13 protein-coding genes are annotated in these 12,615 nt (G+C 68.8%); 2 read left to right on the plus strand and 11 right to left on the minus strand.

Going from position 1 to position 12,615, the window contains the following annotated elements; translation table 11 throughout:
- The 8 genes from ON27_RS17655 to ON27_RS41310 form a co-directional block, all read right to left on the minus strand.
- A partial coding sequence (locus tag ON27_RS17655) for a DUF6084 family protein (RefSeq protein ID WP_043728136.1) occupies nt 1-185 on the minus strand: 185 nt, incomplete at its 3' end.
- Nucleotides 182-817, minus strand: coding sequence for a DUF5947 family protein (locus tag ON27_RS17660; RefSeq protein WP_043728140.1), 636 nt, complete (start codon nt 815-817; stop codon nt 182-184). The genes ON27_RS17655 and ON27_RS17660, both read right to left, overlap by 4 nt.
- Nucleotides 814-1,728, minus strand: a complete 915-nt coding sequence (locus ON27_RS17665; protein ID WP_051046717.1) for a NifU family protein — start codon at nt 1,726-1,728, stop codon at nt 814-816. The genes ON27_RS17660 and ON27_RS17665 overlap by 4 nt, the downstream gene beginning before the upstream one ends.
- Before the next feature lie 32 nt (nt 1,729-1,760).
- A complete protein-coding gene (locus ON27_RS17670) occupies nt 1,761-3,557 on the minus strand; it encodes a nickel-dependent hydrogenase large subunit (protein WP_043728146.1) in 1,797 nt (598 codons plus the stop codon).
- An 11-nt stretch (nt 3,558-3,568) separates the two neighbouring features.
- The gene (locus tag ON27_RS17675) at nt 3,569-4,624 is read right to left on the minus strand and encodes an NADH-quinone oxidoreductase subunit B family protein (RefSeq protein ID WP_043728151.1); all 1,056 of its coding nucleotides are present in this window, start codon (nt 4,622-4,624) and stop codon (nt 3,569-3,571) included.
- 93 nt (nt 4,625-4,717) lie between these two features.
- A complete protein-coding gene (hypB, locus tag ON27_RS17680) occupies nt 4,718-5,566 on the minus strand; it encodes a hydrogenase nickel incorporation protein HypB (protein ID WP_051046715.1) in 849 nt (282 codons plus the stop codon).
- Nucleotides 5,524-5,898 (minus strand): hydrogenase maturation nickel metallochaperone HypA/HybF, encoded by a 375-nt coding sequence (locus ON27_RS17685; protein ID WP_043728154.1) that lies wholly within the window; start codon nt 5,896-5,898, stop codon nt 5,524-5,526. The genes hypB and ON27_RS17685 overlap by 43 nt, the downstream gene beginning before the upstream one ends.
- A gap of 235 nt (nt 5,899-6,133) precedes the next feature.
- The gene (locus tag ON27_RS41310) at nt 6,134-6,508 is read right to left on the minus strand and encodes a PepSY domain-containing protein (RefSeq protein WP_043728158.1); all 375 of its coding nucleotides are present in this window, start codon (nt 6,506-6,508) and stop codon (nt 6,134-6,136) included.
- A 115-nt stretch (nt 6,509-6,623) separates the two neighbouring features.
- On the opposite strand from ON27_RS41310, the gene ON27_RS17695 reads away from it, so the two are divergent.
- Nucleotides 6,624-7,301 carry a response regulator gene (locus ON27_RS17695; RefSeq protein WP_043728161.1) on the plus strand — a complete coding sequence of 226 codons (678 nt, stop codon included), beginning with the start codon at nt 6,624-6,626 and terminating at the stop codon, nt 7,299-7,301.
- Complete coding sequence (locus ON27_RS17700) at nt 7,294-8,778, plus strand: sensor histidine kinase (protein ID WP_043728178.1); 1,485 nt, start codon at nt 7,294-7,296, stop codon at nt 8,776-8,778. Before ON27_RS17695 ends, ON27_RS17700 begins: the two co-directional genes overlap by 8 nt.
- A 56-nt stretch (nt 8,779-8,834) precedes the next feature.
- Here the strand turns inward: ON27_RS17700 and ON27_RS17705 are convergent, their stop codons facing one another.
- From ON27_RS17705 to ON27_RS17715, 3 genes are all read right to left on the minus strand, one after another.
- A complete protein-coding gene (locus ON27_RS17705; RefSeq protein ID WP_043728165.1) occupies nt 8,835-9,737 on the minus strand; it encodes an alpha/beta hydrolase in 903 nt (300 codons plus the stop codon).
- Between the two features lie 173 nt (nt 9,738-9,910).
- Entirely contained in the window at nt 9,911-11,056 is a 1,146-nt protein-coding gene (locus tag ON27_RS17710) for an acyl-CoA dehydrogenase family protein (protein WP_043728167.1), read from the minus strand.
- 352 nt (nt 11,057-11,408) lie between these two features.
- Nucleotides 11,409-12,305 (minus strand): lysophospholipid acyltransferase family protein, encoded by an 897-nt coding sequence (locus ON27_RS17715; RefSeq protein WP_051046716.1) that lies wholly within the window; start codon nt 12,303-12,305, stop codon nt 11,409-11,411.
- Nucleotides 12,306-12,615: the final 310 nt, after the last annotated feature.

Raw genomic sequence — 12,615 nt, forward strand, 5'->3', positions numbered from 1 at the left:
CCCTCCTCGTCGGAGTAGGCGCGGCGGAACGGCTCGATGCGCACCTGCGCGCGCAGGGCGATGGCGTGCACGGGTTCCTCCGCGAGTGCGGCGATGCCGACGCGCGCGGACAGGATCGGCGCGACCGCGTACGGCTCGGGTTTCATCTCGAGCACCGCGAACGTCGTCGAGTACACCGGGCTCATGGCGCACCCCCGCACGACGCGCGCGCCGACGCCTCGGTGAAGAACTGCTCCAGATACCGCCGCACGCCCTGACCGCCGTCGAACCCGCGCCACAGCAGCCGCATCCGGCCGACGAACTCGTAGCAGGCGTCGATCGGCAGCAGCAGGCAGCCCGCCCGCTCGGTCCACCGGTCGGGCACCCGGATGAGCAGCGCCTCCACGTCGGGGGCGAGCACGTCCAGTTCGGGATGCCGCCGCAGGATCGCTTCCCATTGCTCCAGCGGCAGTTCCGATTCCGTAGCGCCCGCGGGCCCCGGATAGAACGCCACCGTCCGGCCCAGCGCGGAGTTGCGGAAGAAGAACGCCAGGCTCACCGGGATCTCCAGCGCGTCCCATTCCGGCTGGCTGATCGCGAAATCCGGGAACGCGAGATACCGGTCCGGCACCGCTCGATACCGCAGCACCGCGTTCTGGTCGACGAACAGCAGATAGCAACCGCGGCACACGCACATCAGCTGCCTGCCTTCGACGTCCACGACGTGCTGGTGTTCGCCGGCGATGGGCTCCGCGCACATCTCACACCGTTCGCCGGGCCGGGCCCTCGGCCCGCGATCGGCGGCGATCCGCTGCAGCGCGCGAAACGGCGTGCTCACCCGCGCACCCCCACCGGCACCGCCACCGACAGTTCACCGGAACGCACGAGCACCGGAAGCGGCTCGAGGTGCCCTTCGCCGTCGACCCGGGCTCCCGCGTGCACCATGTCGTAGTGCGCCCGGCAGGTCGGGCAGCGCAGCACCGCGTCACCGGCCGGGAATCCCACGCGGCGCTCCAGCACCGCGCCCGCGAGAGAGTGGTCGCATCCCGGGCAATGGTCCCGGTAGGCGTACAGCTCCGCGCCGACCCGGCAGGCCAGCACGCTCAGCCCGGCGACGGCGAATCCGCCCACCTCGCCCGCGCTCAGCTCGGCCAGTTCGGGAACCGCGACCCAATTGCCCGAGCGGCGATCGGGCGCGTGTACTCGCGAGAACAGCGAGTCGGCGGAGATCACCCCCGCCGACTCCGTCCGGGCGGCGACGACTTCGATGGACTCGATCTCCGGCGCCGCGGCCCGCACCGCGTCCTCCACCGCCAGTTCGAGCGTCACCGACGACGACGGGCAGCTCCTGCAACTACCCGCCAACTCCAAGCGGACCACGCCGTCGACGATGTCGACCAGGTGGACGTCGCCGCCGTGCGAGCCCAAGTACGGGCGCACGGTATCCAGCGCGTCGCGCACCCGGGTGTCCACGTCGTGCGGGTGCAAGCCGTGCACGAGCAGCAGGCTCGCGACCAGATCGTCGCGGGCCAGCCGCTCGACCTCCGCCGCGTCGAGCAGCCCGACCACGCGGGCCAGTCCGGCGCCGTAGAGTTCGACGAGTTCGCGCACCAACTGCTCGGCGCGCTCGCGCGCGAGCGCACCGCCCGCCGAACTCGCCTCGAGCAAGGTCTCGATGCGATCGCCGGCTTCGCGCCACCGGGATTCACCGAGCGTCGCGTCGTCCTGGTCGTGCGGGCGATCCTCCACCGTCACCTCCGGTCGTCTCGCCCGACGCCTGCTCACTCGGGGGTGAGCGTCTGCGTCGGTGAATGCAGTTTCTCCAGCGTCTTCCCCTTGCCGAGATACATGTGCACGCCGCACGGCAGGCACGGATCGAAACTGCGCACGGTGCGCATGATGTCGATGCCCTTGAAGTGCTCGCGGTCGTTCTCCTCGAAGATCGGCTGGCCCTGCACCGCGTCCTCGTAGGGTCCCGGGGTGCCGAAGCTGTCACGCGGGCTGGCGTTCCACGGCGTGGGCGGATACGGGTGGTAATTGGCGATCTTCCCGTCCCGGATGACCATGTGATGCGACAGCACGCCGCGCACCGCCTCGGTGAAGCCGCAGCCGATGCCTTCTTCGGGGACCTCGAATTTCTCCCAGGTCTTGGTGTGGCCGGCCCGGATCTCCGCCATCGCCTTCTCCGCGAAGTGCAGTGCGCAGGCCGCCGCATAGGCCTGGAAATAGGTGCGCGCGCGGTTGCGCTCGAGGGTGTTGCTGCCGTGCACCGGGATCTTCCACTCCAGCGTGACCGGGCCTTTGAGAGCGGTCTTGGGCAGGTTGATCCGAACACTGTTCCCGGTGGCCTGCACGTACCCGATGTCGATCAGGTTGGCCAGCGCCGTCGCCCACAACCTGGCCAGCGGGCCGCCGCCGGTGTCCAGGGCGAGGTGATCGGTGCCGTCGAACCAGCGCGGCGACATCACCCAGCTGTACTTGTCGTCCAGGTCGCGCTTCTGCGGCCGCGGGTTGGTGTGCTGGTTCCAGGGGTGGCGCCGGTCCACCGGGTTGCCCAGCGGATCGGTCGGGACGAACATCTCCTGATCGGTCCAGTCCTCGTAGTACGAGCTGCCCAGCAGGATGCGCAGGCCGAGGTTGATGTCGACCAGGGAGGTGGTCAGCAGCTTGCCGTCCACCACGACGCCCGGGGTGACGAACATCTTGCGGCCCCAGTCCGCCATGTCCTTGTATTCGAAGTTGCAGACTTCGGGGTCCTGGAACGAGCCCCAGCAGCCGAGCAGCGTGCGCCGCAGGCCGACCTTCTCGTAGCCGGGCAACGCCTCGTAGAAGAAGTCGAACAGGTCGTCGTGCATCGGCACGACCTTCTTCATGAACTCCACGTAGCGCATCAGCCGCGACATGTAGTCGGTCATCAGCTGGATCGTCGCGACCGTGCCCGGGCCGCCGGGATACAGCGTGGACGGGTGCACGTGCCTGCCTTCCATCAGGCAGAACATCTCCCTGGTGACCCGGCTGACCTGCAGCGCCTCCCGGTAGAACTCACCGGTGAACGGATTGAGCGCGCGCATGATGTCGGCGACGGTGCGATAGCCGTGCTGGCCGGCGTGCGGCGCCTCGGTGTTCTCCGCCCTGGCCAGCACGCCGGGGTTGGTCTCGGCCACCATCTTCTCGCAGTAGTCCACGCCGACCAGGTTCTCCTGGAAGATGTTGTGGTCGAACATGTACTCGGCGGCCTCGCCCAGGTTCACCACCCACTCGCCCAGGTGCGGCGGCCGCACGCCGTAGGCCATGTTCTGGCAGTAGCAGGAACAGGTGGCGTGGTTGTCGCCGCAGATGCCGCAGATGCGGCTGGTGATGAAGTGGGCGTCGCGCGGGTCCTTGCCCTTCATGAAGATCGAGTAGCCGCGGAAGATGGACGAGGTGCTGTGGCACTCGACCACTTCCCGGTTGTCGAAGTCGATCTTGGTGTAGATGCCGAGGCTGCCGACGATGCGAGTGATCGGGTCCCACGCCATCTCGACGAGACGGTCCGGCTCGATCGTCCGGTGCGACGGCTCCGGGATGATCTGTGTCATCAGAGATCCTCCTACCAGGTGCGGGTCGCGCCGGTCTCCAGTTTCCGGCCCCGGTGCCGCCAGTGCGGCTCCTTGTCGACCGTGCGTCCGGTGATGTGACGGAGACTGCGGATCACCGATCCGTAGAGCCCCGATGCGGTGGACGAGAACTTCCCGCCGGGCGGTTCGTCCATGAACGGCATGAATTTGTCCGGGAATCCCGGCATGGTGCAGCCGATGCAGATGCCGCCGACGTTCGGGCAGCCGCCCAAGCCGTTGATCCAGCCGCGCTTGGGCACGTTGCACTTGACCACGGGCCCCCAGCAGCCGAGCTTCACAATGCATTTCGGCGAGCCGTACTCGGTGGCGAACTCACCCTGCTCGTAGTAGCCCGCGCGGTCGCAACCCTCGTGCACGGTCGCCCCGAACAGCCACTTGGGCCGCAGCGCGTCGTCGAGGGGGATCATCGGCGCCTGCCCGGTGGCCATGTAGAGCAGATAGGTCAGCGTCTCCGACATGTTGTCCGGCTGGATCGGGCAGCCCGGCACGCAGACGATCGGGATACCCGCCTTGCTCTTCCAGTCCCAACCCAGATAGTCCGGCACGCCCATCGCGCCGGTCGGGTTGCCTGCCATCGCGTGGATGCCGCCATAGGTCGCGCAGGTGCCCGCCGCGATGATCGCCGTGGCCTTCGGCGCCAGACGGTCCAGCCATTCGCTGGTCGTCATGGGCTGGCCGGTGGCGGGATTGTTGCCGAACCCGCACCAGTAACCTTCTTCCTTGAGTTGCTCGTTCGGGATCGAGCCCTCCACCACGAGCACGAACGGTTCGAGTTCCCCGCGGTCGGCCTTGAAGAACCACTCCAGGAAATCGTCCGCGCCGCCGTTGGGTCCGCACTCGAAGTCGATGAGCGGCCAGTGCACGGCGATCTTGGGCAGACCGGGGAGGGAGCCGAGGGCGATCTCTTCGATGCTCGGCTGCGTGGCCGCCGTCAAGGCGACGGAGTCACCGTCACAACTGAGCCCCGCGTTGATCCAGAGCACGTGGATCAACGTTTCTTCGGCTCGTACTGCTTCCTGAGTGGGCATATACCGACACCTTCCGCAGCGGATCACCGGGGGCCGGATCTCGCCTTTCTCGAAGAAGGGGCCACCCCAGAATGTGATCCTGATCACTTCACCTTAAGCGTGCCCGGCGGCATCCTCAAGTGCCGCCGAACCGGCCGCGCAACCCTGCTCGGCCAGCCAGTCGTACCAGGTAGACAGGCCTGCACCGCTGCTGACGGACAGCGGCAGGACCTCCACGCCGGGATGTATCGCACGGATGTACTCCCGGCATCGGTCCAAGTCGAAATCGACATAGGGCAGCAGATCGATCTTGTTCACCAGCACCAGTCCCGCCGCCTGGAACATGTGCGGATACTTCAGCGGTTTGTCCGTACCCTCGGTCACCGAGACGACGACCACCTTCTGCCGCTCCCCCAGATCGAACAGCGCCGGGCAGACCAGGTTGCCGACGTTCTCGACGAACAGCAGCGTGCCCGGCGCGGGATCGAGCGCCTCCAGCGCGCGATAGGTCATCTCGGCGTCCAGGTGACATCCCGCGCCCGTGTTGACCTGCACGACGCGGCACCCGGTGGCCTTGATCCGCTCGGCGTCGAGCAACGTGGCCTGGTCGCCCTCGATCACCGCGATGGGGGTCCGGCCGGACTCGCGGATGGTGCGTTCCAGCAGGGTGGTCTTGCCCGCGCCCGGCGAGCTGGTCATGTTCAGCGCGACGATGCCGCGCTCGGCCAGCCAGGCCCGGTTGCGCTGGGCCAGCCGGTCGTTCTTGGCGAGGACCTTCAGTTCCAGGCTGACCGTCTCGGTGGCGGGCACGTGAACGTGGTCGGTGTCCGGGCAGTGCGCGTGCTCGTGCGTGTGACCGTGCTCGGCCGGATGGGCGTGCTCGTGCCCCTCCGCATGCTGGTGGTCGTGCGGGACGCGAATCAGCGCGGCGGCGTCGTCGCCACACCCGCAGGTTGCGCACATGCCTCACTCACCTCCATGGATCGGATACGCAGTTCGCGCCCGGAACGGATCTCGACATCGGCGCTGCCGCAGGGACACAGCGGGATCGGGTCCGGCAACCGGAACTCCGCGCCGCAGGTCCGGCACGCCGCGGCGCCGGGGATCTCCACCAGGATCAGCTCCGCCCCTTCGGCGAGAGTGGATTCGGCCGCGACTTCGAAACAGAAGCGCATGGCGTCGGGGACGACGGCGCACAGCGCGCCGACCTCGACGGTGACCGAGTGCACCCGCCTACCCGCCGCGTGCTCACAAACGGCGTCGATGACGCTCCGCGTGATGGCCATCTCGTGCATCGCGACCTCGATTCCTCGAGCGGACAATCTAGAGGCTACTCCCGGGCAAACTGGCTGCGGGAGAAATCTCCGATGCGTTGTACGTGGGCATCAACGGCGTCACGCCAGGGACAATATGCGGACGCAGCCGCGGCCGGGATCTCCCTCTGGATCCCGGCCGCCCGGCAGCGAACACCTCGTGCTCACCCACCCGCCCGATGTGTCACACGTGCGCGGCCAGGCCCGCGCGGAGGGGTCAGTCGTGGTCGGCCGTGGTGCGCACCTCGCCGCTGTTCGCGTCGACCGTCACGTCGTACTCCGCCCCCTCGGGCGTGCCGAGGTCGACCTGCCACACCGGGATGCCCCGATCGATGTCGAACTCGATGGACAAGACCCGGCCGCCGGGCACGGCTGCCAGCGCCTTGTCGATGGCCTGCTGCCTGCCGACTCCCGTGTCGGCCGCCGGCGACCAATCCCCGGCGAGCGAGCGGAAGGCGACGGTGTGACCGTCCGGGCCACCGGTGGCGACAGCGGACAGGACGACACTCAGACCGACCACGGCGGCCGCGACGGCCGTGCCGACGATGAGCCAGCGAAGACCGGCGTAAGCGCGGCGGAATACGGTGGTCATGTGGAACCTCCTGCGGGAGAGCTGATCTCGAATGCGTCTACTGTGGCGAATCGAGCTGAAGGCGAGCTGAAGCGACCTGAAGACGGTTTCAGGGTCGGTCTGCCACTCTTGGTGGATGCGTCTGCTGATCGTCGAGGATGAGAAACGTTTGGCCCTCACACTGGCAAAAGGCTTGTCTGCCGAGGGTTTTGCCGTGGATGTGGTGCACGACGGCGCCGAGGGCCTGCACCTGGCGACGACCACCGACTACGACCTGATCATCCTCGACATCATGCTGCCCGGGATGAACGGCTACCGGGTCTGCGCCGCGCTGCGCGCCGCGGGTCACGAGACGCCCGTGCTCATGCTCACCGCGAAAGACGGCGAGTACGACGAGGCCGAGGGCTTGGACACCGGAGCCGACGACTACCTCAGCAAGCCTTTCTCCTACCTGGTGCTGCTCGCGCGGATTCGCGCCCTGCTGCGGCGCCGGACCCGTGGCGGCGCACGGGTTCTGCGCGTCGGCGACCTCACCGTCGACCCCGGCACCCGCACCTGCCGACGCGGAACGCAGGAGGTCACGCTGACCGCCAAGGAGTTCGCCGTCCTCGAGCACCTTGCCGTCCGGGCCGGGGAAGTGGTCTCGAAAGCCGATATCCTCCAGCACGTCTGGGACTTCGCCTACGACGGTGATCCGAACATCGTCGAGGTCTACATCAGCACGCTGCGACGCAAGATCGACGCGCCTTTCGGACGCCGATCGATCACCACAGTCCGTGGCGCGGGTTACCGGTTGGCAGCCGACCTTGGCTGAGCGGAGCAAGCGGGCCTGGTGGCGTTCGGTCCGCGCGCGCACCACGGTGGCGGCGACGGTCGTGGTCACGGTCGCGCTGGTGGCGGCCGGGCTCGCGGTGCTCGCGGTGTTGCGGCACAACCTGGTGGAGAGTGCGAGCTTGCAGGCGGAGACCACCGCACGGGATACGGCGGTCGAGATCGCGACGGCGGGCGACCTCGCGCGGTTGACGCTGCCCGACGCCGAAGACCATCCGGTGCAGGTGGTTTCGATCGACCGCCGAGTCCTGGCGGTCGCTCGCGAGCTGCAGGGTCAACCGCCGATGGCCGACTTCGGACCCTACGCGAAATCCCGCGACGACGAGGACGACGGGGACGAGGAAGAGGACGACGACGAGGACGAGCAGGACGACGACGAGGACGGGCAGAACACCGCGACGCCCGCCGATCCCGCGGCGGCCGAGGCCGAATTCGGCGACGTACGGCTGACGGTGGACGTCGAGGACGGACCCCAGCCGTTCCGGGTCGCCGCACTCCCGGTGACCCTCCCGGGTGGCCAACCCGCCACCGTCTACGCGGGCGCGTCCCTGGAGACCACCGACAGCGCGGTGGCCGACGCGCGGCAAGCCATGCTGATCGGCCTGTCTCCCCTGCTCGTCGTGGTCGCCGCCGTGACCTGGCTGGTCACCCGGCGCGCTCTGCGTCCGGTGGAGGCGATCCGCGCGCAACTCGCGGAGATCATGGACGGCGACCTCTCCCGCCGCGTTCCCGAACCGCGCTCACGCGACGAAATCGCCAGGCTGGCGAAGACCACCAACGCGACGCTCGCCGCGCTGGAGCAATCAGCGGAGCGCCAGCGCCAGTTCATCGCCGACGCGGCACACGAATTGCGCAGCCCGATCGCCAGCCTGCGCACGCAACTCGAGGTGGCGCAGGCGCATCCGGATCTGCTGGAACTGGACGGGCTGATCGATGACACCATCCGACTGGAACACCTCGCCGCCGACCTCCTGCTGCTGGCTCGGCTCGACGCGGGCGAGCAACCGCGATCGGAACGTGTCGACCTGACCGCCCTGGTGCGCGACGAACTGGCCCACCGCGTCGGCGACCGGGTCACCGTCGACGTCGCGGCCCCGGACGAGGCCACCATGGTCACCGGAAGCCGGACCCAGCTGGCCCGCGTGCTGGGCAACCTCGTCGACAACGCGCAGCGGCATGCCGCGAGCACCGTACTCGCCACAGTTGGGCGCGGCGCGGACGGACGGATCGTGCTGTCGGTCGCCGACGACGGCCCCGGTGTGCCGCAGGCCGATCGCGACCGCATCTTTCAGCGATTCGTCCGCCTGGACGACGCACGCACCCGTGACGAGGGCGGGGCGGGGCTCGGCTTGGCGATCGTCCGCGATGTCGTCGAACGCCATGGCGGCGCCATTCACGTCACCGATGGCGCGCCCGGCGGCGCCTGCTTCGTGGTGACCCTGCCCGCGTCCGGTGCGTGAGCCTGAGCCCGACTACCGAATCCGGGACCCGGCGCTCGTCGCCCGCCGAAGCTCGTTCACCGGACGAGGGCGCTGCGCAGCCTGTCGATGACGACTCGGCGTGCGGCCCGCCCTTCGGGCGTCGGCGTCAGGGGGTAGACGTGCGGCAGGCCCGGCCCCTCGTGGTAGTCGACCGTGACTCCCGCGCCGCGCGCCGCGTCGACCAGCAGGCGACTGTCCGGATACAGGATGTCGTCGGTACCGCAGAAGATCGTCAGCGGCCCGAGTCCGCGCAGGTCGGCGGCGAGCGGGCTGACCCGCGGATCCCCGAGCTCCAGCTCGCCCCGCCACCGCTCGATGAGCACCCGGGTCCCCGCGACGCCCAGCCACGGGTCGCGCGGCTGCACGACCGGTATCTCGGGATTGCTCAGCGAGAGATCCAGCGCGGGCGCGATCAGCACGGTGGCCGGCAGTCGCGCGCGATGCTCGTCGCGCAGGACCACCGCGGCCGACAGCGCGATCTGCCCACCCGCCGAATCCCCTGCCAGGCAGACGCTTCCGTAGGTCGCCCGGTGGTCGAGCACCAGCTCCACGAAGCCCGCCACGACCTGCCCGGCGGTGCCGAACGGGATCAGCGGATAGATGGGCACCGTCACGGCCACGCCGGCTTCGGCCGCGATCGAAGCGCACAGCGCCCAGTGCTGCGGCGCGATCTCGTGCACCCAACCGCCGCCGTGCGCGTACACGACATTTCCCCGCGGCTTACGTCCAGTCGGCGCGAGGGTATAGACCGGCCAACCACCGCGGCGCTCCACCGCGATCGTCACATCCGCGCGCAGCCGCCGTGGCGGACCGTAATTGCGGGGCCGGAGGCTCAACTTCCGGATTCGCTCGTGCGCGGCCTCGGCGTCGACGAACACGCGATTGGCCCGCGTCGCTCGCAGATAAGCACGCACGACCTGATTGGCGAAGCTGGGCACCGGATCTCCTCCACTCGGGCACTCGACGGCCGCCGAGTCCTCCCGCACTTCAGGAGGCGATAGTGTCGCAAGTTACGCCAACTCCCGCTGACGTGGGGCGCTCGGTGGCGACCCGGATCCCTGGGCCGACGACGCGACAATCGCCGTCGGCCCGAGCGGGTGACCGCTGATGGTCAGGAGAGTTTCAGGCTGCGCCCGACGATCTCTTTCATGATTTCCGTGGTGCCCCCGTAGATGGTCTGGATGCGGGCGTCCATGTACGCCTTGGCGATCGGGTATTCCTTCATGTACCCGTATCCGCCGTGCAGTTGCAGGCAGCGGTTGATCAGGTCGAGCTGCTCCTCGGTGCTCCACCACTTGGCCATGGCGGCGTCCTCGGCGCTGAGCTTGTTCTCGTTGAGCAGCTCGATGAACTTGTCCACCATCAGGCGCACCGCGGTGGTCTTGGTGGCCAGCTCGGCGAGCACGAAGCGGGTGTTCTGCAGAGCGCCGATCGGCTTGCCGAACGCCTTGCGGTCGCGGACGTACTGGATGGTCATGTCCAGGCAGGACTCCATGGCCGCCGCCGCCATCACCGCGATCGACAGCCGCTCCTGCGGCAAGTTGTGCATGAGGTGGATGAAGCCCATCCCCTCGGTGCCGAGCAGGTTCTTACCGGGCACGCGCACGTCGGTGAAGCTCAGTTCGGCGGTGTCCTGCGCTTTGAGGCCGAGCTTGTCCAGGTTGCGGCCGCGCTCGAAGCCCGGCATCCCGCGCTCGACCACGAACAGGCTGAAGCCCATCGCGCCCTTCTCCGGATCGGTCTGCGCCACCACGATCACGATGTCGGAGTTGATGCCGTTGGTGATGAAGGTCTTGGCGCCGTTGAGGATCCAATCGTCCCCGTCGCGAACCGCTCGGGTCTTGATGCCTTGCAGGTCGGAACCGGTGCCCGGTTCGGTCATGGCGATGGCGGTGATGATCTCGCCGGAGCAGAATCCGGGCAACCAGCGCTGCTTCTGCTCCTCGTTGGCCAGCTCCAGCAGATAAGGCGCGATCACATCGTTGTGCAGCGTGAAGCCGAGACCGGAGTACTGGCCGCGCACCGACTCCTCGGAGACGATGGCGTTGTAACGGAAGTCCTTCACTCCGCCGCCGCCGTACTCCTCCGGCATGGCCATGCCGAGGAAGCCCTGCTTGCCCGCCTCGAGCCAGACCTCTCGATCGACGATGCCCTGTTCCTCCCACTTCGCGTGGTTCGGCGCGACGTGCTGATCGAGAAACTTGCGGAACGACTCCCGGAACAGTTCGTGTTCGGGTTCGAACAGTGTGCGTTCCACGCCAACCTCCTAGTGACCACACCGGCCGATCCACACCGACCAGTCGTTGCCCCATACCGTACCCGGAAGGAGAATCCGTGTTCACTTCTGGGCCATAACCATGGTCTCACCAGGAGCGGCGGCACGGGGCGGGATCAGCGGGCGAGATTCCCGGCAAACGGGCGAGCGTTCCTTTCCACCCGCAGGACCACGCGAACCCAGCCCACCCATTCGCGGGCGGCGAACCGGGCGTTGCCGAAAACCGGCACCGCTGCACCGCCGGGAACAAGGCCGCCGCGGTGGCCTGGCCCCGGGGGCGATCAGGCGCTCATGTCCGCAGCAGGCCCGCGCACCGGTCCGAAAGCGCCGGAGCTCAGCGCTGCAGCCAGCCGCGCACGCGGCCCACCAGGGTGCGTCCTTCGTCGCGCGCCCGTTCGGCGAAGAGGAAGTTCATCTCCTCCTCCAGCGCCTTGCGTACCACGTCGCGGAATTCCGTCGCGGCGGCGTGCATGTCACCGGCGTTGCGCCAGGGCGCCGGGTCGATCGGCGCGCCCGCGGAGAAATAGAAGCGTTCCGGGCGCGGGATGACGGTGGGGCCGACGCCACGGATGAGCGGCGGGGTGAGGTCGCGGCTGAGCCCGAGCGCTTGCACGGTCCAGCGCAGCGGGCGCAGCATCGGATGGTCGCCGTCGACCACGATGTCGTAGGCGTCGTCGACGCCGATCATCGCGACCGGGACGATGGGCGCGCCCGCCTCGATGGCCATGCGCGCGAAGCCGCTGCGCCCCTCCCACTTCAGCAGATACTTCTCGTTCTTGCGGCGGACCGCCTCCCGGCCGCCGCCCGGGAACACCATCACGGCCTCGCCGCGCCGCAGCAGCGCCAGGCAGTTGGACCGGGTCCCGCGCACCGCGCCGTAGCGGTGCAGCAGGTGGCGCACTCCGGGGACGTTGATCAGCACGTTCTCGGCGAGACCGCGGATCAGGCGGCCACGGCGGCGCAGCACCTCGGGCAGCAGCATCGGCGCGTCGATGCCGCCGAGCAGGTTGTGGTTACCGACCAGCAGCACCGGGCCGTCGGCGGGAATGTTCTCCAAGCCGTAGAAGCGCGGGCTGGTCCACGCGCGCAGCGGCGCGAGCAGGGTGTCGATCACCCGCAGATCGGTGTCGGTCAGCGACACCGACAGCGGCGCACCATCGCTGAGCACCGGATCGGCGCTGTCCGCGGCGCCGGAGCGCCGAGCGCGGGAATCGGAGCGGGCGTCCGACATGAACCCTCCTGATGTCGATTCGATGACGATAGCGCAACGAAATCGACTGCGTCGCACCGGATGTGCGCGTCGCACCGCGACACGCCCGATTCGGCCGCCGAAGCGCCTTGCCGGACTGCTCGGCAAGCCTGTCGCGAACCTGCACGTCATCACCCCGCTCGGGTGGCCACACCGCCCCGGCGCGCGGCTGCGGTGTGAACGCGCCCACACCGCCCGGATCGGGCGCGGCTCCGCGTTCCGGACAGTGTCGCGCTGGCCCTTCGCCCGCCCACCCAGCGGGTCGATCGGGTTTATCGAAGGGGCGGACAGC

The sequence above is a fragment of the Nocardia asiatica NBRC 100129 genome, assembly GCF_000308415.1.
Lineage (GTDB): Bacteria > Actinomycetota > Actinomycetes > Mycobacteriales > Mycobacteriaceae > Nocardia > Nocardia asiatica.